General features: G+C 52.4%; 13 protein-coding genes. 8 read left to right on the forward strand and 5 right to left on the reverse strand.

Translation table 11 applies throughout. The annotated features are described in order from the left end of the window. Window positions 1–55: 55 nt before the first annotated feature. Window positions 56–1,825, reverse strand: coding sequence for an Ig-like domain-containing domain (locus ACYVK4_RS32680; protein WP_461131783.1), 1,770 nt, complete (start codon window positions 1,823–1,825; stop codon window positions 56–58). A gap of 213 nt (window positions 1,826–2,038) precedes the next feature. On the opposite strand from ACYVK4_RS32680, the gene ACYVK4_RS32685 reads away from it, so the two are divergent. From ACYVK4_RS32685 to ACYVK4_RS32715, 7 genes are all read left to right on the forward strand, one after another. Further along, window positions 2,039–3,550, forward strand: coding sequence for a hypothetical protein (locus ACYVK4_RS32685; RefSeq protein WP_461131784.1), 1,512 nt, complete (start codon window positions 2,039–2,041; stop codon window positions 3,548–3,550). A gap of 82 nt (window positions 3,551–3,632) precedes the next feature. Continuing rightward, on the forward strand, window positions 3,633–4,076 hold the full coding sequence (locus tag ACYVK4_RS32690) for a hypothetical protein (RefSeq protein ID WP_461131785.1): 444 nt from the start codon (window positions 3,633–3,635) through the stop codon (window positions 4,074–4,076). A gap of 138 nt (window positions 4,077–4,214) precedes the next feature. Then, the gene (locus ACYVK4_RS32695; RefSeq protein WP_461131786.1) at window positions 4,215–5,705 is read left to right on the forward strand and encodes a hypothetical protein; all 1,491 of its coding nucleotides are present in this window, start codon (window positions 4,215–4,217) and stop codon (window positions 5,703–5,705) included. A 125-nt stretch (window positions 5,706–5,830) separates the two neighbouring features. Further along, window positions 5,831–9,265: a hypothetical protein gene (locus ACYVK4_RS32700; protein ID WP_461131787.1), complete on the forward strand. Its 3,435-nt coding sequence runs from the start codon at window positions 5,831–5,833 to the stop codon at window positions 9,263–9,265. Between the two features lie 89 nt (window positions 9,266–9,354). Beyond that, window positions 9,355–10,698, forward strand: coding sequence for a hypothetical protein (locus ACYVK4_RS32705; RefSeq protein WP_461131788.1), 1,344 nt, complete (start codon window positions 9,355–9,357; stop codon window positions 10,696–10,698). A 106-nt stretch (window positions 10,699–10,804) separates the two neighbouring features. Then, window positions 10,805–11,380, forward strand: a complete 576-nt coding sequence (locus tag ACYVK4_RS32710) for a retropepsin-like aspartic protease family protein (protein WP_461131789.1) — start codon at window positions 10,805–10,807, stop codon at window positions 11,378–11,380. Window positions 11,381–11,429: 49 nt separating this feature from the next. Continuing rightward, window positions 11,430–12,893 (forward strand): WG repeat-containing protein, encoded by a 1,464-nt coding sequence (locus ACYVK4_RS32715; RefSeq protein WP_461131790.1) that lies wholly within the window; start codon window positions 11,430–11,432, stop codon window positions 12,891–12,893. A gap of 198 nt (window positions 12,894–13,091) precedes the next feature. Here the strand turns inward: ACYVK4_RS32715 and ACYVK4_RS32720 are convergent, their stop codons facing one another. From ACYVK4_RS32720 to ACYVK4_RS32730, 3 genes are read right to left on the reverse strand one after another with little or no spacing between them, the layout of a single operon-like run. Further along, the gene (locus tag ACYVK4_RS32720) at window positions 13,092–13,949 is read right to left on the reverse strand and encodes a hypothetical protein (RefSeq protein ID WP_461131791.1); all 858 of its coding nucleotides are present in this window, start codon (window positions 13,947–13,949) and stop codon (window positions 13,092–13,094) included. A gap of 35 nt (window positions 13,950–13,984) precedes the next feature. Further along, a complete protein-coding gene (locus ACYVK4_RS32725; RefSeq protein WP_461131792.1) occupies window positions 13,985–15,037 on the reverse strand; it encodes a hypothetical protein in 1,053 nt (350 codons plus the stop codon). Between the two features lie 6 nt (window positions 15,038–15,043). After that, on the reverse strand, window positions 15,044–15,379 hold the full coding sequence (locus tag ACYVK4_RS32730) for a PKD domain-containing protein (RefSeq protein WP_461131793.1): 336 nt from the start codon (window positions 15,377–15,379) through the stop codon (window positions 15,044–15,046). A 143-nt stretch (window positions 15,380–15,522) separates the two neighbouring features. Here ACYVK4_RS32730 and ACYVK4_RS32735 point away from each other — a divergent pair, with 143 nt between their 5' ends. After that, window positions 15,523–19,227 carry a PAS domain S-box protein gene (locus ACYVK4_RS32735; protein ID WP_461131794.1) on the forward strand — a complete coding sequence of 1,235 codons (3,705 nt, stop codon included), beginning with the start codon at window positions 15,523–15,525 and terminating at the stop codon, window positions 19,225–19,227. 151 nt (window positions 19,228–19,378) lie between these two features. On the opposite strand, the gene ACYVK4_RS32740 is transcribed toward ACYVK4_RS32735, so the two are convergent. After that, window positions 19,379–22,654 carry a CotH kinase family protein gene (locus tag ACYVK4_RS32740; protein ID WP_461131795.1) on the reverse strand — a complete coding sequence of 1,092 codons (3,276 nt, stop codon included), beginning with the start codon at window positions 22,652–22,654 and terminating at the stop codon, window positions 19,379–19,381. Between the last annotated feature and the right edge of the window lie 73 nt (window positions 22,655–22,727).

The following is a 22,727-nucleotide window of genomic DNA, read 5'->3' on the forward strand; positions in this document are numbered from 1 at the left end:
GAAGGGGTGACAGGATTATGGACATGATTATACATTACATCATTAAAATCCCCAATCAAAAATCCAGATCCGTAAACTCGAAGTCCTGTTTCACGCGGATGGTCCCGTTCTCCTCGGTACCCGGATTATAGATGATCCGTTCGGGCTGGATACCCTTCTGCACATTGCCAATGTCGCGCTTTCGGTTTTTGTTGGCGTCGATGATTAGCCGTAGTCGGTACAGACCCGGTTTGAGTCGGCCGAAGCTAAAAGAAGGGGTATTGTAGGCTGTGCGTACCACCTGATATTTGTCGTCCAGTAGCTCGACAATAAAATTCGTTCCGGCGGGGCCTACCGTAGCCGGATTCACTTTACCGGCAAGCAAGCCGTAACTGTCGTCTTTGGCGATCAGGTACCGGGCTGTATAGCGGGGCAGCGTATCGCCCTGAACGCTGATGAACGATCCTTTCTGTAACCTGAAAAAGAGCGTGTCGCGCAGGTCCGTTTTGTATTTAATGACCAGTCGGGAGGAATTATTACTCCAGTTCAGATTGGCAGGCGTCAGCTTGAAAGGCTTTGTACTGTCGGCCCCAATGATGATCAGATCGGTTTTGTATTGAAATACCGGCTTGTTAAACGTCAGCGTAAACTCCAGATTATAATCAATCGGTTCGGTCGATGGCGGGCTTATCTGAACCGACAATGGGGTGCGATTTTTGGCGCGTGTCTTCAACGGTGAAAAATAGACCCGTTCCCGCAACTCGGTCATGTTTCCAACGGAGTCCTCGGCCATGATGGTCAGGTGCAGCGTATCGTCGGCAGCGCGGTTGGCGGGCCGGAACAGTCGGATCATCTTCGGATTCTCCAGAAACGAAACCAGGGTATCGCCCGGCGAACTCGTTGACGATACCGGCGAAGCAACCGGTGCTGCAGGCGCTACTGTCGTGGACGTAGCCGTGGTCGACGTAGCCGTCGTGGAAACAGCCGTCGTGGAAACAGCCGATGTGGATGTCGGCCGGCCATATCGAATTTTGTAGCTGGCAATGCCGCTGCTGAGTTCGAGCCCCAGCGTTTCGTCGGTGCGTTCGCGTCGACTGATGCGGGGCTTGCCATACCCCCGAAAAGCCACCATATTCACCTCCGAATAGTTCCGATTGAAGTTCAGCACACTATCGCGGAAGGCTACACGCTCGCCCGGTGTGTTGTTCACCAGGTTCAGATCTTTATCATCGAACCCATACACTTTATAAAGTCCCGCCTTAACATTTTCGATTCGGTAATTACCGCTGCTGTCCGTTCGGGCGAAATACTGGGGCCGTTTCCGATTGATGGGCAGCGTATCGGTGGCGGCAAATAAGCCAACAACAAAGCCGAGCAGTGGCTGACGACTTTCGTCATCGACAACGTTGCCCGTCAGATAAAGCGAGTCGATTGTAGACCCGGTACTGAACACTATTTTGGTATTTTTGGCGATGTTCCGCTCCGTGATGTCTTTGATGCCATCGGCAAAGTCAATGGTGTAGGTCGTGTTGGGCAAAAATGGCTTACTGAATGTCAGCCGAATGCCCAATGGTAAGGACTTCACCACGAAGGTGTTACTATCCTGGGGTGTAATCGTTATTTTTTGCTGTAAGTTCTCGCTGTTCACGTACTCATTGAACTCCAGTTCTACGGTCTTGCCCGTGTAGTTAAGCTGCCGGGCAGTGGGCATACTACTGACCAGTTTCGGAGCCAGCGTATCTTTCTTGCCGCCCGGTGGCTGAGCTACCTGCGCGCAGTTTTGAAATAGTAAAGGTAAAACCAGTAAAAAAAGTAATACGAAATGGCGAAGCGTCATATTGGGCATAATCAGAATTACAAAGGTAAACGTCCGTTTATCGTTTATCTGTACCGATTGACATAAAATGGCGCTATGGTTCGTTACGTTCTATAGTTATTTAAGAAAATTTAAGGCACTACGGCGTTTTGACAGTTAACCTGTAAGCTGAATTCATGTTTCACCCGTCAAAAGCTACCGGCAAAGTGATGCGAAAGCATGACTAAAAATAAAAAAACATTCATGATCCACCCTCGCGTTTATTTAGTGTCACTGATGGTTCTGTCGATGGGCTGGCTGGCGGGCTGTTCCAGTTCAGGCGATAAATTAGATGACCAGATCAGCGACGCTTTGAGTAACGACAACGCCATCGACGTTGACGAAGCCGACGCCCTGCGCGTCTTTATCAATCAGGAAAGCAAAGAACTCGGCAGCGACAAAAAGACGAAAGCCCTGCTGACACCCGATGGCAAAATCAACGAATCGGCACTGGTAGCCTATATTAAGCGTAACCGCACCTACCGCAAGTTAGCCAAAGAAGGCGACGCTCCTGCCATAGCGGTAGCCGGTGCGGCAACCTCCACCAAACCCCTCCGGCTCAAGCTGTATCTGGAAGCCAGTGGCAGCATGTTCCCCTATGATGCGGCTACCGGAAATGGGGCCTTCAAACGGACGCTGAACGATGTACTCACGGAGTTTGACGCGATCAACCCCAATCAGGGTAAGCTCTTTGTAGTCAACACCGAAGTGAACGACCTGGGGTTGTCGCTCCCCCAGTTTTTTAAAGAGAAAAACATCTTCACGGTAGCGAAGACGAAAGGAAAAACCACCAGTACCGACTTCGAAGGAATTTTCAGCGATATTCTGCGCAACACCACAGGCGATGACCTGAGCGTGCTGGTTTCGGATTTGATCTACTCCGACCCAAGTCTGACCGGTATGAGTGCCCAAAAAACCCTCGATGCCGCCAGTTCTCTGCTCACAACTGTTTTTAACCCCTACGCCAGCACACACTCCATGCTGGTGATCAAGCTCAAATCCGATTTCGACGGTACGTACTATAGCTGGAATAACGCCAGGAAAAAGTACACCGGCGAACGGCCTTACTACCTCTGCCTGATTGGCCGCAACGAAACCATGCAGCGATTGTATCAGGATCAAACCTACGCAACCATCCGCCGGTTTGACCAATTGCCCGGTTATGCGGATTCCTGGTTTTTCGGTCGCGACACCAAAGCCATTGAGCCGTTCTACAGTATTCTGGTCACCGACCCGGCCCGTAAAGGCCGCTTCAAACGGTCGGACGAGGAAGTAAAGAGCCACGCGAAAGCTGTTCACGCTATTGAAGACGTGCAACCTGATGTCACGGACAAAAGCCTGACCATTCCGATAGCCGTCGACCTGTCGGCCCTGCGTCTGCCTGCTTCGCTGCTGACCGATGCGAGCCAGTATGTAGTCGAAGGAAAAGACAATTTCAAGGTTTCGGGTGTGCAAACGTATTCGGGCGCCAACGGAACCACTCATAAGGTCTTGCTGACGACGGACAAACCCGCCCGTGGCGAACGGTCAGCCACCATTCGTCTAAAGCGGCAGTTCCCGCCCCGCTGGATCGCCAGTACCAACACCACCAACGATGCCTCGCCCGACGCCAACTCAACTTTTGGCATACAAAACCTCCTGCAGGGCGTCGAACGCGCTTACAACCCCAATAACCAAACCGAATATTTCACGCTAACCATTCAATTTAAAGAGTGAAAGAGCGAAGGAGTGAATGAGCGAAGGAAAATTCGCACTCGCTTTTCACTCTTTCACTCTTTCATTCTTTCGCTCTTTAATCATGGAAGAATCGCTTTATAACTTTTACAACCTGTTCGTTAACAACAGTCTGCTCGAAGATCTGTATCAGGAAGAACTGCTGTCGCCCCTGACGTGGACGGCCATTGGATTGGCCTTTGTCGTTGCTTTCGCTTTTTATATCTGGCCCTTCAACAAAGTCAGCTTCAGCGGTATGGGTAGCTGGCTGCTGATGACAGGCGTTAGTGCGCTGTTACTGTTTGTTATTACCCTGATTACCTGCTACCAGAAAGCCGGGCAGGAAATTCTCCGCGATGAAGCCGACCCCGATCAGGGAACACTTTTCGATCAGGGCGTAAGTGTCTTCCTGAGTTATGCCTTCGAGATGGCGTTACTTACGGCCTTTATTTTCTTTATCATCTCGATGGTGATGAAAAACTTCAGTAAAAACGCCAAACACCGGCCCATGCTGTGGCCATCGAAATAGAAAGCTGGCCATAGAGATGCATGGAGAAACACCGCTACGCCGGAGCGGGAATTACACAGAGTTTTTTAAGATAGAAAATTTTTCTCCGTGTAACTCCGAGCTTCTTCGTGCATCTCTGTGGCCAAAAAAACAAAAATTATGGCAAAATTATTTGTATTCGCTATTGGCGGAACGGGCTCGCGGGTGCTGAAAGCACTCACCTTCCTGCTGGCGTCGGGCGTGAAGATGAACAATACCGACGAGGTCATCCCGATCATTCTGGACCCCCACGCCACCAACGACGATCTGCTGAGAACCAAAGATCTGCTGCGTGAATATGGTACCATCCGGGCGGGTTTGCAGACCAAACCGTCATCGGGCTTTTTCAGCACCGAAATTAAAACGCTGAACCGGTCCATCGGCGGCAACGCAACCATTGCCGACACCTATGTTTTTGAACTACAGGGGGTTCAGCAGGAGAAGTTCCGGGACTATATCAACTACGAAGGGCTGGACGCGCCCAGCAAAGCCTTCGCTAGTTTGCTCTTCTCGGAAGAGAACCTGGAAACGAAAATGGACATCGGTTTCGTGGGCAACCCAAACATTGGCAGCACGGTGCTGAACCAGTTTCGGTATTCCGACGTGTTCCAGGCCTTTGCCGAGAACTTTGGGGCCAACGACCGGATTTTTATTGTCAGCTCTATTTTTGGCGGCACCGGCGCAGCTGGCTTCCCTATCCTGCTCAAGAACATTCGGGGGGCGCAGGCCATCGGGCAGATTCCCAATCCGGCCTTTCTGACCAATGCCAAAATTGGGGCCGTTACGGTGATGCCGTATTTCAGCCTGACCACCAACGAGAACAAACTCATTGACCCGGCCTCGTTCATTGCCAAAACGAAAGCGGCCCTGAACTATTACCAGAAAGGCGTGAACCCGTCGGTAAACGCGCTGTATTACATCGGCGACGATCAGACGAAAGCCTACACCTACGACCCCGGTGCAGGTGGGCAGAAAAACGAAGCGCACTTTGTGGAGATGGCATCGGCGCTGGCCATTGTCGACTTTATGAATACGGACGACAGCAGTCTGGCCGTTTCGAACGGTCGGCCGACGAACCCGATCTACAAGGAGTTTGGTATTGAGCAGGACGGACTGAGCATTCAGCTGGGCAATCTGGCGGCTGGCACTAAACAGCTTATCAGCTTACCCCTCTCGAAGATGGCCCTGTTCAGCACTTATATTAGCCAGCGACTTCGCCAGGCGGCCGGTACGGTTCAATGGTCCAAAGCCAACCCGCAAATTTCGACCTCGTTCCTCAATTCGGGATTCTTTACCAGCGTCAAAAACTTCGATACGGCCTTCCGGCAGTGGCTCACCGAAATGCGGAATAACAAACGGTCGTTTGAGCCCTTTCTGCTCGATGCAGCTAACCTGGGCCATACCGTTCGTGGTTTTGAGCCGAAAAAGAAAGGCATTTTTGGGGGTGAATCCGATGTGAAGCTCGACATTGTCGATGATCTGGATCAGACACTGAACAAAACCGCCGAGGGGAAAGCCTACGGCAGTGAAGCCGACAAATTCATTCAACTATTTTCAGAAGGCACCGAACAGTTCGTCCGCGACCGGCTTCCGAAGGTGATGGACTATTAATTTTTTCTGCTGTGGTGTCAGATTCTCAAATCTGACAAGCGAGGTTTCGAGAAACCTCGTCCAACGGTTTTGAGAAACCTCGCTTGTCGGTTATAAGTAACCGACAGCACAATCTAGGACAAAACATGCCAACAACATTCAGTTTACATAACCCTACTCCCGGTCTGCACTGGTACGTCAGTAAGCCACTTGGCACCGACCAGATCGCGGCTATTCGTGACCCACAGGGTGGTCAGACCGTTAAGCAGCCGACCTCGATCCCAAGCCCCTTTGCCCGGATGGACCTGGTGCGGTCGGCATTCCTGAACCTGGCCCTCAAACCTGACCTGAACGGTACGGTCAACGACCAGCGCGTCGTGTCGGACTGTCTCGACGTGGGCGAGCTATTTTTCAATTACGACAAGCTTAAAACATTTGTGACCATTACGCCTTTCGATGTCCGCACCGACCTCGACCGGCTGCGGCAAGCAAGTAGCCTGGGGCATAAACGGCTCGGCGATGCGCTGAAACTATTTCTGGATCAGGATGCCGCCGAATACAATTTCAACGACATCAACCGGCTTTTCATCCTCAGCTACCGCGGACGGGTGGTGGGCGGCACATCGCCCAAAACACTGTTTTTCAGTTCAGGCAATGATCTGAGCTGGGTGGATGTGTCGATGGGAAATGATCGTTTGTTCGATGCGTCGGTGACTCCGTTGCACCAGCGCGACATTGAGTATCAGAAATTCTGGTACGCCATCAAGCTCTTCATGCCCAACTTCCGCGACCGTTTCCGCGAGGTCGATGACTACCTGAACCGCAGTCGGGCGCTGCTGCAGCAACAGAACCCGACTATGTTCTACGAACACATCGAATCGCAGAATGGCCAGCCATTGTTAACGCGGGAGCAGTTCGATCAGGATTTTGACGAATTGACAACCGGACCCGGCGATGTCGTAGAGATACTGGGTTTCCCTTTACGCAAGAAAAAATCTGACGCCCGGGCCATTGATCGGGTCAGTGATTTCATTATCCGTTCGGACAAATACACGCGACTGAATCCGAGTCAGCCGCGCCCGATGGCGTTGCAAAATCGGTTTTTCCGACAGTTCACCTACGTGCCGCAGGCCCAGTGGAATTCGAACACACCGGTCCCCTACTATGCCCGCGAATCGTGGAAAGACAACCAGCGGCCCTTGCCCGGCCAACCCGGCAATTACCCCTGGCTTACCGTCAGCGATTTTCTGGAGCCGTATCTGATCCGGCTGCCGTTCCCAACAGACCGGGGTCGGTTCTTCGACGGGAACCTGCAAACGCCAGCCTCCGACAAGGGTTTTCTGCTGCCGCTGAAAAAAGATTTCTTCGATTTTTTCGACATTGAAGATCTGCTACAGGGACGTGTTCGGTTGAAAATGACCCCGCAGGGCGCAGGCATTAACGTGACCCTCGACATTCCCGTTACAGCCCCGAACCAGCCCGGCAACCAGTTTGTAACCTTCGAGCGGCTGTATAACCCGACTGTTGGCACCTCCACAACGCCCAACGAAACGACCAATGAGGGCATCATTGTCGAGAATTCATTTACGGTCAATATCTATCCGTTTGTCCGTTCAGGTGCCGTCAACGTGCCGGCCGATTACCGGGTGCAGCTCATCGAATCGGGCTTCGACAGCCAGAATCAGTACGAACTGACCTATTTCGGCCAGCGGAACAACACCGAGGTAAAAGCCGAGTCGAAACACCAGCGTACCGTTCGGCAGCAAAACACCGATGGGTCGAGTGTGTATTATGTGCTGCGCGAAGAGTTCGATTACCTGCAAACGCACGTCCGGGCCGACGGTCGCGAAATGAACGGCATCCTGATTCCCCGCTGGCAGGAGTACAGTGGCGGCAGCAAGGTGTTTGAGTTCTCGGTCGACTTCGGAACCACCAACACCCACGTCGAGTATAAGGTGGACGGCGGATCACCCCGGCCTTTCGACGTAGCCGAACTAACCCCACAGGTGGCCACGCTGGTGGCTCCGGCGCAGTACAACCCGGCCCTGTTCGAGTTGTTCTTGCTGTACGATCTGGAGTTTGTGCCGCCAACCATTGGCCCCGGCCGTCCCGATAATTTCCCGACGCGCACCGCCATTGCCGAACCCATGAACCTGAGTTTCAATCAGCAAACGCAGGCCCTGGCCGACTTTAATATTCCATTTTACGTCGAGCGGCAACCCGCCGGGTCGAACCGGATCACGACCAATCTGAAATGGGCCAAAACCAGCGATCAGACCGAACGACGGGTCGAAGCGTTCCTGGAGGAGTTGCTGATGCTCATCAAGAATAAAGTGCTGACCGAAGGTGGAAACTTATCCCAGACGACGGTGTACTGGTTCTTCCCGGCCAGTATGACACCCGGTCGGGTAAGCCAGCTCCGCGCCGACTGGCAACTGCTCTACGACCGCTACATTGGCGGATCGGCGGGTCGCCTGCGCGAAGTGTCGGAGTCGGTGGCACCGTTCTATTATTACAAGCAGAACCCCACATTAAGCGCGTCGGCCCGGCCCGTCATCAACGTTGATATTGGTGGTGGCACCTCCGACGTAGTTGTCTACGAGCGCAACGAACCCCGGCTGCTTACCTCTTTCCGCTTTGCGGGCAACGCCATTTATGGCGACGCCTTCAGCGAATACGGAGCGGCCAGCCATAATGGCTTCGTCCGCAAATACGCCGATCGTATTCAGACGCTGCTGGACAGCCAGAATCTGGGCAATCTGAGCGACAACAACCGGCGGATGCTGGACACAAACCGGTCGGAAGACATTATGGCATTCTGGTTCTCGATCGAGAAAAGCAACGATGTGAAAGCCAAAAGTATGCTTTCGTTCAACGGCATGCTGGCCAAGGATGAGGACATGAAAGTGGTGTTTGTGCTGTTTTTTTCGGCTCTGATCTACCACATCGCCCGACTGATGAAGCACAAAAACGTTGGCTTGCCGGGAGCGATAACCTTCAGCGGAACAGGATCGAAAGTACTGACGATCATCAGCGCCGACGATCAGATGCTGGGGAAACTTGCGCGGGTCATTTTCGAAAAAGTCTATGACCAACCCTACGATACCAGCGGGCTTACCCTCTTTTACGAACGGAAAGGCCCTAAAGAGGTAACCTGTAAAGGAGCCCTTATGCAGCCAAACAACAGCCGCCCGGTAGATACCGAAGCAATCAGTTATGTGTATCCGGCTACATTCGACGACGAGTTTCCGCAATTGACATACGCCGACCTCCGCAAACCCGAGGTTGTCGAGTCGCTGCTGAAGGAGACCAATTCGTTCATTGATTTCTTCTTCGCCATCAACCAGCAGTTTAGCTTTGTCCGGAATCTGAACGTATCGGCACGGTCGCTGGTGGTCGCACAGCAGGAGTTGCGCACCCATCTGGATACCTCGCTCATGGACGGTATACAACGCAAAGAGAATGATGTAGCGGCCGAATACAGCGGTATGATCGACACGTTGAGTTCACCCATCGAAGAAACGCTGTTTTTCTACCCACTCATTGGGGCGATCAACAAATTGGCCAATGCACTGGCATAAGTCTGGGCTAAACCTTCGGATTTATGTCAGTGTATGCACTGATAAAAGCAATCTCATTGTCAAAACCGGGCTGACGGTCCGGCACCACCATGAAACTGATACAACTAACGTTCCGATCGGCTTTTGTCTTTCTCGCATCAGCCACACTGGCAACGGCTCAGAATATGAACCAGGCAGCCGTGGATACGTTGACAAAAGACGTAGCCATAGCCGTTTTTTCGGGCATTAACCAGCCGAAAGCACAGGAAATCTATACGCAACTGGTGGAATGCGGAGATGGCTGCGACCCTCAGCAGGTAATTCGGGGGGTCGGGAGCTGGGACCAGGTTGGTGAAAAAATGCAGGAGCTGGCCACCTTAAAGAACACAGCGGCTTTTGCCGCTATGTCTCCTTCTGATGCTAACACCGCCATTCGAAGGCAACTGGCCCGGTTTTACGACAAGTACAAGAGCGACAAAAATTATGGTAAACCGCTGAGCCCGGCTGTTCAGGCGCAGATCGTTGCTAAAATTGATGGAATGCTCCCCCCGACCGCTGCTCCAGAGCCGTCGGCAGAAACAGACAAGGCAACAACAGCGCCGGAGACAACAGCCGATGATGACACGGGTCTGGACCCGGGTGCGCTCCAGCTCAGTAAGCTGGAACGTCAGGCGAAAGAAGCTCAGGAAAAACAACTTTGGATGATGATACTAGGTGCACTCGGTGGACTGGTCGTAGGTGCGGGAGCCGTTTATTTGCTGGCTTACCGATCCCTCAAAAATGAAGTGGATCGACTAACCGATGAGAACGCCCGGCTCAGTCGCCAGAATGACGGCCTGCGGAATAAACCCGTCAATGAGCCCCGGCAACCGCAGGGTGATCTGCGGCAGAAAGCCAACGGCTACGATGCAATTCTGGCTGAACTCGGGACCGACAACCCGCTGATGGCCATTCGGCAGCTGAAGCAGGCTACCAATCGGTCAGCGCCCTCTCCTGCTCCAGCCAACACCATGCGCCCGGTTGAGCCGGTAACAGAGCCACCCCTGCGGGCTGAACCCACGGCAGCTCCATTGGAAGTCAGCCCGGTTCAGGTACCGTTGCCCCCTGTTGAGACCCCGGCGCCAGCACGTTCGGAAGTGTTTTACTTTCCACCGCCTGACCCCACGGGCCAGTTCGACAGTCAGCAGAAAAGCCCCGCGCTTTCACCTGAATCAGCGTACCGGTTTAGTGTTAATGCCAATAACCCCACCATTGCCAGCTTCCGTTTCGAAGCCGAGCCGGGCCGCGTGGCGCGTTTCCTGACCTACCGAAATTACATGATCGAACCCGCCTGCGACAGCGAAAACAGCTATAGTACCGCGTTTACCCGCATCGCCATGCGTCGGGATGGCGAGGCTATTCTCGAAAACGGAGTCTGGCGGGTGAAGACGAAAGCGCAGATCCGGTATGAGTAACTAACTATTGGTTGAGGAAGAAGACGTCAAATGTTATATCTTCAAAATAGGGCCTTTGACGTCTCCTTCCCCCACCTACCAAACAACTTTGACTACCTGCCCAACTATGGTTCGATTGATCATCCTGGTATTGCTTACGGCCAATGTATTGTATCTGGCTGGCTGTTCGGGCTGTTCGCGGTCGGGGAGCCATCAGCCGCGTCGTACTAAACGGGGTTCGGCAAACAAAACCGAACAATCTTCACCAGAAACGCCCCCTTCCGCCAGGAAACCGACGCTAACAAAAATGGGCAGCGGCCCAACGGAAGTAGCGATGGAAAAGTCGAATGGCGTCTACAAAGTGCCGGTCATCGTGAACGGTCGCCCCATGAAGTTCATTCTGGATACGGGTGCCAGCCTGATTTCCATTACCGCTGCCGAAGCCGATTACATGGAAAAACAGGGCACCATTACCGATGACGATATAGTGGGGCAATCCCGGTTTCAGGATGCCAATGGCACCATTTCGCCCGGTGCGGTCATTCGGCTAAAATCCGTTCAGATTGGCGACCGGGTTTTAGAAAATGTTAATGCGAATGTTGTCAGTAGTGCCAAAGCACCCTTGTTACTGGGGCAGTCGGCCTTATCCCAGTTTGGTAAAATTTCGGTGGATTATCGGCGTAATGTTGTGACGTTCGATTGAAATTCGGTGTTTTGTCATTTAAACAGGCCAAAACCTGCTCTCTCTTTCCATGACCGAACCCGAACTGACTGACCGACTTCGTGAAGCCATTGTGCTGAATGGCCCCGATATCTGGCGTACAAACGGGTATCTTCAGGATGCCCAGCAAATTGGAATACCACCGGCCGATGCCACAAAACTAGCAACGTCCATTGTTCAGGAAGTTGCCAACAACACCCTGCTTTTTCAGAATATACAGGCCCGTATTGTCCGAATGGCGCAACCGTCGCGGGCCTACTTATACGACCAGGATCTAAATCAGATCATCAACGCAGCCAGTTCACTGAAACTGTCGCCTGATTTTGTCCGGCACGAATGGGTACCCACGGTCCTGAACCGGCTGGCCGCCGAAACAAAAGCGCAGGAGCCAAAGTCGACTCCGCAGCCCGTTGTTACGCCAACGCCCCCTCCTCCTGCGGTCGTTGAGCCCGTTGCGGCACCGACCTTCGAAGACCTGCTGGAGACGAAGCCCGATAAACCCAAGCCAGAAGCCACGGCCGCCGATCTGGCCATGCCCAACAATCCGGTTGTTGAACCGCCCATCTATGTAGCACCTCCGGCCCCTGTTGTCGAGCCGGTTTTCCAACGACCCGAAAAACCAGCCAGTCCACCTGAGCCGCCCCCCGTAGTTCGGTCGTTTACGGCAACGCCCGCGCGGGTCAAAAAAGGGCAGCCCGTTACCCTGGCCTGGGAAGTCGAAAACTTACTGGCTGTAACGATCGACGATTTGGGCGAAGGCTTGTCGCCGAAGAATCGGGGCTGGGTGAAACCGGTAAAATCCATGGACTACACCCTGTTCGATGCCAACAATAATCCGCTGAGCACGGTCCGGGTTGAGGTTATTCCACCCGACCGAAGTGGGCTGTATGGGGTTTTGTTCGCAATGGCCCTACTGGCGGTGATCTACTGGTTCATCAAAAGCAACAATTCCAGAGATAACGAACCGCCAAAGTCCAGCAATAAATCGGAGCAGACCACCCGTTCTTCGCGCGAGGAACGGCCCAATAGAAAAAAAAACGTTAGTCGGGAGGAGTCCCGGCCGGAAACCGAGATGACTACGGAGGCTTCCGACCCACCCGTTGGACCAGCCAGCGAGCCAACTGTCTCCCTACCGGAACCGGCAAAAAAAACGGAGTCGCCCCTCAGCAAACCAACACCCACCCCGGAGGAAAGGAGTGCCTCGGTTGAGCCATCTCCTAAATCGGCACCAGCCACCCCGGCCGATGCCCGACTGGGGAAATATGAAGAAGCCTTTGGCGATAAACCCTACGACAAAGTGGAACTGGGTGCCGACGAGCGCGGCTGGCGTCGTGCCCGCAGCAACGGCCGCTGGGGATTCATCAACGAAGCCGACCAATGGGTTATCCGCCCCGAGTACGAAGCGGTAACGCCATTCCGGGGCAACACCGCAGCCGTTTTCCTGAACGGCCAGCTATTAAAAATCAATCGGGAAGGGGAACAGGTGAGGAATTGACGTTTAGTGGGTAAGCGGCTACGCCTAAGTCGGTAAGTCGGTAAGTCAGTAAGTTGGTAAGTCGGTAAGTCAGTAAGTGGCTGACGCCAAAGCAATGTGCATGCGTCAGCCACTTACTGACTTACTGACTTACTGACTTACTGACTTACCTGACTTACCTGACTTACCTGACTTACCCGAAGCCGCTGACCGACTCATTCACGGTCCCACCGTTACGGAGAGCCGCTGGAAGCCGGTCCAGTAGCCGGAGGAGGTCAGGCCGATACCGTTGCCGGGGAGCATTTTGAACGAGTACGGACTGCTTCGAATTTCGGCGGCATTGATGTAAAAATGGAGTGCGTCGCCTTTGCGCTCGATACTCAGCCGGTTGCGATTCTTTTCAACGGAGACACCGGGAGAGAAAAAGTCACCGGGCATGTAATCGCTGAAGGTTTGCCCGTTGGCAATTCGCTTTATCGATACCTCACCCTTTGCATTCAGGGTAAACGCGCAGTAGTTGAGCGAATCTTTCACGCCGAACAACACCCCACCCGTAGGCACCTGACCTGAATCGGCCAGTACGTCGACTTTAATGGTAAAAAAATCAGCGTGGTTCAGATTGATATTGACGGGCAGTTCAACGGCCGTGAACGCCAGCTGTTTTGTGTTCGTGTTTCGCTTTCGGATACTGTACTTCCCCAGCCCTATCTGGTAGTAATAATCACCTTTGTTTCCGGCACGCCATCCATTGCGATTCGTGGCAAAGTCACCCGTGAATGCCGGTCGATAATCGGGGGTACCCGTTGGCGAAGCGGCCGTTCCGTTGGGTGGAATGGTCGTACCGGTTCCGGTTGCCGGGTTGGCCGGGGTAACAGGTGATGCAGCCGACGACCCGGTCGCAGCGGCTTGTCCAGCACCCGACGGGCTTACCTTTACCGGCGACGCTGGCGTTAACTTGACGTTCACCCACTCACTCGAAGTGGAGAAAACGGCAACTTTAGGTCGGCGTTGTGCCGATTGCGCAAAGCTATTTAGCAAAAGCAGGGTTACAAAGCTGATGGTCAGGAGGAAGCGCATGATCAGATACGTTTAAATGGATTTCATCACTTCGGTTAAAACGAGTAACGCACAACAGCAGTCGGCTGGCCCGCCTGCAAACCAGGCCGTAAGGAAAGGGGTTGGTTCTGTCGTCTTTCCTGATTCAGTTTACTATTGTGCAGGCCTTTGATGAATGTCAGGACAACATCAGCGGCCGCCACGATCACCGCGCCACGGGTCGCTAAAAAATAACGGTGATGATGGTCGTTTGCGGTTTGATAATAGGGTTCGCCAGCGGCCATATTTTTTTGCTGTTCGTAGATACGGTATTCATCCTGTGCTTTTTGGCGCTCCATAAAGCCATAGATCAGCAGCCCATAACACCCCACCGTAACCAGCGGCCTCAGCCCTATTTTAGGCTTTGGTGTCTGTACAAATATATTACCGATACCTGGTGCCACGGCTGATACCAATGCCCAGGCAGGGCCGTTGTAGCGTCTTTTTCGAGGTTGCGGGTCATCAACCGGTGCCGGTGTTAAGGGACTGGCTTGTGCCGAAGTACCAGTCGGCGCTGGCTCTTCCACTACAGGATCAGCCGCAAAAACCGAGCGTTTAGGCTGAGCGGGTTTCGACTTTTGGGCGGCCGCCGGTGGTGCCGCTGAAACGACCTTCGACTCAGTGACGGGCGCTTTTGCCGGTACGGCTTCGGGTGCTGCCGGTTTAGGCGCGGGTGCCGACGGCGTTGGTTTTTGCAGCACTACCGGCTCAGCAGCTGTCGCCGGGGGCATGTCCGCAACGCCTGTTTTAACGAATACCCTGGCCTGGATTTCCTCGTTGAGCGGGTAACCGTTTGCCCGTGCGTTCCAGATAATACGCCTGTCGGAACCAGCGGTGATTCGCAGCCCTATATCGCCCCGAACAAATTCAGGCGATACCTGTAAGGTACCGCGTAATCGGCTGAGCACCGAAAAATAGACTGAATCTCCGGGCCGGGTGTTGATGAGGTCATACCGGATTTCGAGCTGCATCGAGTCAATAGCGCGCACACGAACATTGCGAACACGTTCCTGTGCCTGACTTGAAAGAGCCGCAGTGAAACAAAAAAAACAAGTAAATAGTAGGCGCATGGTGGGTTAGTTTTTGACGGTAATTTGCCGTGTAGTGGTGAATTTATCGTCGCAGGAATTCGCGAGTATGAGCGTAATGGTATACGTACCCGCCTTGTCGTAGTTATACGTCACCCGCGACCCAACGCGATTGATTCCTTTTCCATCGCCGGGGTCCCAGCCAATGACGCCAATGTCGCCCTGTGGGTTATCGAGAAAAAAGGTGACGTCTAAAAAGCCAGCGGTATAGCCAATACCTGCCGATGGCTTGGCACATACCGGGAAGTTCTTCTTCACCAGGTCAAAGGGTTCACAGGCCGTCATAGCCAGTAATACCAGGAAATAGATTGATCGTTTCAACATAAATGGGTGATGGATTCTACCAAATTAAGTAAAGAGCCTGATGCTGCTATAAACCAGCGGGATTCATTTTCCATAATAGACAAAAACCGGGATTTTTCGTAAATTTATAAAGTCTGACGACACATTAACTCACTCAATTACCCATGCGCTGGTCTTCCAAAACCAAAGATGAACTCGTAGCCGAAATTCAGCGGCTGCAACATGAACGCAACGGCGAAGCGATAACGGATGTACTTCCTGCTTTCGACGTTCGCCTTACCGTTGACCAACTGAATCTGGTTGGTTTAACCATTGAACGCGATGGAACCCTCAGCTACGCTAATCCTTATACCTATCGGGTAACGGCCTGGCAACCCGAGCATATTATCGGTAAAAACTTCTTCGATGTTTTCATACTCCCCTCCGATCGTGTCAGGCTCGAAAAGGAGTTTGAGGATGCCCTCAGTAAAGGAGGCTTTCCCGAACAGAAAGAAATTACACTCCTGGCCCGAAGCGGAGCCCTGCGCAGCGTACAGGTCAACTCATTCATAATCAACGGATCACCCGGTCTTGTCTCATCCTTCACGATCATCGGCGAAGATGTTACCAACAAACGTCGGGTGGCATCGGCGCTCTCCAACACCAACGCCCAGCTTCAGGACCTTGTCGATAACACGTCCGACCTGATCCAACTGCTTACCCTCGACGGCAAGTTCATTTTCGTGAACCGGGCCTGGCGGGAAGCGCTGGGCTATACCTCGGAAGAGATCTCAGCCCTTACATTGACCGATGTCCTCCATCCCGATTATGCCGAGAGTACCCTTGGCCTCCTCAGGCGCATTCAGGAAGGCGACAAACTGCCGTACGTCGAAACGGTGTTTCGGGATAAGGCCGGAAAGACCCTGTTCCTCTCGGGCAGCGTAAACTGCCGTTTTGATAATGGCCGACCCACGGCGTTTCGCTGTATCCTGCACGATACCACTGGCAAAATCCGGGCCGAAAAATCGCAGAAACTGTATTATAGTATCGCCAACTGGACGATTAATACCCCGAACCTTGGTGAGCTATACCACAAAATTCATGAAGAGCTGGGTAATATCATCGATGCCCGCAACTTCTTTATTGCCCTCTACGATTCCAGCAAAACGTATTTATCATTCCCGTACTACGTCGACGAATATTTCGGCGGCAATATGCGGTTTACCAAACGGAAGCTTGGGAATGGCTTAATCGAATATACGATTCTGGCCAACAAACCCTTGTTCTTGTACGAAAAAGATATTCGGCAACTGGCCGACCGCGAGCATGTTGACCTGTACGGTCAGCTCCAGCCGCAGGTTATGCTGACAGCACCGCTTCGAATTGGCGATGAGATCACGGGGATCATCGGCGTGAAGTCGTATGACGATGCCCAAACGTACGGCCCGCGTGACCTCGAACTGCTGGAGTTCATTTCCGGACAGGTGGCCCTGGCCATTGCTCGGAAGCAGTCAGAAGCACGTCTGGACAAACAAAACGCCCGCCTGAACGCCATCTTCGACAGTAGTACCTACCTGATCTGGTCGGTCAACAAATCGCTGAAGCTAACCTCCTTCAATAAAAACTATGCCCGGCTGATCGAGTATCAGCTGGACGAAGTGCCGTCCGTTCAGGCCAGTGCTCCTGATCTGGGCTGGCGGATGATTGGTGAAGAAAACCGAAAACGACTTGAAGAACGGTATCGGCAGGCGTTTCGGGGATTTGCCCAGAACTTCGAGCTGTTTTTTGAAACACCGAAAGGCGAAACGTACCTTGAATTTCACCTGAACCCCATTTTACTGGCAGGGGGCGTTATTGACGAAGTATCGGGTATTGCCCGCGACATTACCAACCGCAAACGGGCCGAAATTGCGACCCGCCAGAGTGAAGAGAAATTCCGGGGTATCTTCGAGAATTTGCAGGACATATACGCCCGCGTCGATCGCAAAGGGCGTATTACTATGATTAGTCCCTCCATCTTCAAGCGGATGGGCTATACGCCCGATGAAGTATTAGGGCAGGACATCACCCAATATTTTATCGACGAAAACGACATACGTCATGCCATGTTCAAACTGGGTCGCAATCGAAGCCTCCGCAACTTCGAAGCGAGTATGCGACGGAAAGACGGCACCGAGCGCCAGTTTATGTTTAACATGCTCATGCTCCACGACGGTACCGGCGAATCGAACCGGGGTAGCGATTCGGTGGTGGCGGTCCTCGCCCGCGACATTACTGAACTCAAACGGCAATCGGCAGAATTGGTGAAAGCCAAAAACGAAGCCGAACGGTCGCTGAAGGTAAAAGAGCAATTTCTGGCCAACATGAGCCACGAAATCAGAACACCCATGAACGGGGTCATTGGCATGATCGACCTGCTCAACGACACGAAGCTGGACGAGGAGCAACGCAGTTACGTAAAAACCGTGAAACGCTCGTCGGAAACGCTGTTGAATATTCTGAACGATATTCTGGATCTGTCGAAGATGGAGGCTGGCAAGATGGTGCTGCACGAAGCGCCCGTTGCGTTCAAAGAAATATTTGAGAAGCTGATCGCCCTGTTCGGGCAGCAGGCCAATTCCAAGAATAATCAGCTCACGTACCACCTTGGCCCCGACCTGCCCACCTTTGTCATTGCCGACCAGACCCGACTGTTGCAGGTTCTGTCGAATCTAACCTCCAACGCCATCAAATTCACCGAAAATGGCACGATACGGATCGAGGCAAAGCTGCTGAGCAAGCACGGCAAATTCAACCGGATTCGGGTGTCGGTGAATGACTCCGGCATTGGCATTTCTCCGCAGAACATTAACCTGCTCTTCAACTCGTTCAGCCAGGTAGACACGTCCTCCCGAAAGTCGTTTGGTGGAACGGGACTGGGTCTGGCGATCTCGAAAGAATTGGCCAGCCTGATGAAAGGGGAAATTGGTGTCGACTCGACGGTAGGTATGGGCAGTTCGTTCTGGTTTACCATCGAGCTGAAAGAAACCAGCATTAGCCCAACCCAGCAGGCGACCGAAGTGGCCGAAATTGCCCTGGCCAACTTCTTCAGCGATTATCACCCCAGGGTGTTGCTGGTCGATGACAACGCGGTGAACCGTAAAGTAGCCAGCGAAATTCTGCGCAAATCGGGCTGCGTGGTCACCACGGCCGATAGTGGACCCGCTGCGATTATGGAGGTTCAGAAATCGTATGAACGCCAGGAAGATGACAAACAAAGCGGCTTCGATGTGATCTTCATGGACATTCAGATGCCCGACATGGATGGTGTTGAAACGACAAAAAACCTACGTGGTCAATTTGGTAATCTTTTACCAACCATTGTGGCAATGACCGCCTACTCCATGCGCGAAGACCGCGAACGCTTCATCAGCCAGGGACTCGATGATTACATAGCCAAACCCATTCGGGCGCAGAGCCTGGTAGCGAAAGTAAAGGAACTGACGGATGCCAACCGGGCGAAACACGCATCGACAACACCCGCTCCACCCAAGCCCGCACCCGTTACCGAAGAGCCGAAACTTCCGATTATCGACGAAGAAATCATTGGCCAGCTGCGGGACATTGGCGGCCAGGAACTGGTTGACAGTATTCTGGAGGAATTCGTAACGGAGGCTTCTGATTTGGTTAATGGGGCCCTGTCGGCCTATGACCTCGGCGACATACCCACGGTAAAAAGCCACCTGCATACGCTGAAAGGCAGTGCCGGTACCATTGGCGTAGCGCGCATGGCCGATATTTCCCGGACTGCCGAGGGCAAACTTAAAGTCAATGATACCAGCGGTTTATCAGACGCACTTCAGGCCTTAAAACAGGCGTTTGATGAATTCCTGACCGAATGGAAGAAGTAACGAAGCAAGCTTAAAACAAACATGACCCGTGTCTCCACGGGTCATGTTTGTTGGGGTATGCATAACGAAAAATACGTAGCTTGTCGGAAGGTTTCCTTTATATGTGTGACACAAAACCGATTTCTTTTTTCATTCCGGAATTGTCTCAGCGCTATTGTTGGATCAGCAATGAGGCTACCGGCGTCGTGTATTGAAGACGGGCATTTGAATCAAATCGAACGCTTTTGGCAACAGCACCAGCCGTTGCCAAATTAACCGTATGGCCCGTACTTATCCGGACATCATCACAAACGGTGGGCACCCGCCCGCAAGACCAGGTAGCGGGTGTACTCCAGTCGCCCGAAGCAAGGCTTTCGCAGCGACCCCGGCTAATAACGATGTCATCGATTCGAAGTTGGTCGCGCGCGCCCGATGAGCCAACCCCGGTCCAGTAATACTGCCACAACAATTGAATATAGGGTCGATTGAGCAGGTTGGCGGGTAGTGCCACCGGACCGATCAGTTGGCTGTGCCCGGCGGTTGCATTTCTTACATACTCGACCGGGTTGTTAGACCCATCCAATAAGTCAGTAAAAACACCACTATTACCAATCCGGTACCGTAACCGAATCCTGTATTGGCGCGGATTGGGCGTAACCGTACCCCCAACCCATTGTATGGATGCCTGGGTTAAACCCGTTGTCCGCAAGGCTAGCAAAGCCCCACCTAATGCGCTGCCGGTAAAGCCGGGAGTTCCTCCGCCCGTGTTGATGAAAGAAAATCCTGACGCCCCTAGCCCATTGATGCGCGTTCCGCTGGTTAAGTTGTACACACCGGTTACTGTATCGGCAACCGTAGCGGTGAGCGGTGGATCGGTCTGGCTCATCGTCACCAGCTGCATGTTGGCCGGGTACGTACCAGCCGCTGCCGTTGACGGCCAGCCGGTCAACGTATAGTTGCAGGTAAGCAGATTGAACGAACGTGGATTGGCGTTGAAATTATCATCCAGGTCGAAAACCGCCAGTAACGTACGGTCTGACGTAGGGTTAAAACTATAGGCCGTATCGGTCGAGACAACCGTGTTCCCCTCTTTCCAGGCTTGAAATTTATAGCCCGATCTGGCTTTAGCGACAATACGAATGGTATTCCCCTGAAAGTAAACGCCCGTCCACGGATAAGGATTTTCGGCCACGCCCAGTGTCGTTGGGAGAATATCAATGGTATTGACTTTGACATAACCCTGACTGGTATTTGACACATTGACCGTCAGATTACGGTTGGCAGTTAAACCAAACTTGTTGCGAAAGTGATCACGCACGTAGGTAGGGCGCTGCTCGACGAAGGTTTTGATATTGCTGACCTTAGACAACCACTCCGAATAAGTATTACTGGCAGGCCAGCGGTTAAAATGTTCCTGCATATGCGGCTGGTACTCGTCTTTGAATGACGTCAACAGCGAAACGGTTTGGGAAGGAATGAACGTGGTGTTGAGCAGATCAGCAGAACGGTTAATGAAGTAACTCTTAAATTCAGGAATGTCGAGCAGCCGCCGGAAGAAGAGCGTAAACTCATTGTTATCCGTAGCATGATACAGCGTGGTGTGAGTAAAGTCATTGACCAGACTAAGGCCATAGTCCATATCTTTCAGCATCCACCGCCAGCGGCCATCCTGCCCGCGGGGAGCGCCCGGCGTGTACTGGCTGGTTCGTTTTCGCCAGGCAAGCTGGTTGTTTTGCGGCCAGTCGGTGTTGGCCGAATAAATCTCCGAGATTTGATAGTCAGCCATATTCTCCACATCAATCTGCGTTTTCGCGTAGGTATAATTGATGGGGCTGTTTTGTTGGAAGTAGGTTTTCAGTTCGTTGTATTTAACCAGATCGCCTTCGTCGGCAGAGTAGCCAGCCCGGATATCGACGACATCGACACTATCGGTATCCACGGCGAAGTTTCGGTTTAAATAATATTTGTCGTACCGTTCATTAAGAATATGTAAGCCCCAGTATTCCCCATTCAGAAAGACAATACTGGGGCGACTCGACTGGGTTTCGACGTTTAGATGACGCACCATTGTCTGCATATACGAGTCGATCATCAGGGAATATGCCCAGTCATTTCCGCTATTTCGCAGCAACAGCCGATTATAAAAAATGGACGATGACCGATTGGAAAAGAACGGGTATTGAAAATCAGTATCGCCATACAATCGTAAACTTTTCCGGGGAAACGTTCTCGAACAACCGCCATGGATGCGTAATGCCATTTGCTGATTAATGACCGGCGAATTATTCAGAAAAAACTCTACGTTGCCGGGCCGCTCCCACAATTCACCTTCCATGGTGTAGTTGGCAGTCGTACAGAATTCGGCCGGGCCGCCCGGATACATTGCCCGCCAGTTATCAAATACGGCACCAGCCGTGTATATACCGGTGTTGTAATCGAAAAGGTGCTTTTCGTTCAGTGAAATGGAAACGACCGGAATGGAGTAACGGCTCGTCGACGGCGTAATAAAGTAGGTTTGCGTACTAATGTCGCTGGCAATCGAATTGGCCTTATACGCCACAGCCCGCACAACGGTTCCCTTAAAAACTGGTGTCGTTGGAAAGTAATTGGGTGAAAAATTAAAGGTAGATGACTTTACGGAAAGCCGGTTCGCACTGCTCGTTCGGTCGCTGATGGGAATGGCCCCCGAGTAGGTATAGGTTCTAAACGACTCTGTCAATAAAGGCCCGAATGGCTGCCCGGGCTGATCGGGATAACTATTTTTATAAGGGAATGCAACGGCGTTGGGATTAGTTGGATCAGGGTCCGAACCGTCCAGCGTATAGTAAATCGTGACCGTCGAGTCAGCTGATGTAATGGATAAATTAAAGTCGGTAGTATAAAAACCACCTTTCTTGGAAAAGAGTGGAGTCTCTACAAACCCCACATAGCCCGTTTTCCCCTGGTTAGTGGCACCAGGGCTTACATTATTGCCCTGAAAGTAGAGCCAGTCGGCGCTGCCATCGGGCTGACGCCCCCGCGACACATCGCTGCGTTGGGGGCCAAAGCTCAACGTGTCGACCAGCGTTGTGCCGTCAGGTCGATACAGACCAATCTGTTCTCCCTCAGCTCCCAGTTTAAAACTCACATGAAGCGGCCCCCGGCTAATTTCTCCACTGGCCCAGATGATCAGGTACCCGTTGGCCGGGATAATCGTTTGGGCCGAACCAGTCGGCAGTTTGTACTTGGTAGGATTTGCCAGATTATCAGTCAGGTAGTAGCCACCTAAATCCAGCGGAGAAGACGTGGGGTTGTAAAGTTCGAACCAGTCTTCGTAAGCCCCCGTAGCATCAGCCAGGGTGCGGGTGTTGGAGGCCATCAATTCATTGATGTATACTTTTTGACAAATACCTACATTTTTAATTACGAGTAATAAGAATAAGACAAGGGTGTAAATAGAACTTTTCATATTGATCATGATGAACAAATACAATCAGCTTATATGTTAACTGATCGCCTTGTTTACCTACAAAGAATATGCC

Source organism: Spirosoma aerophilum, from assembly GCF_054782495.1.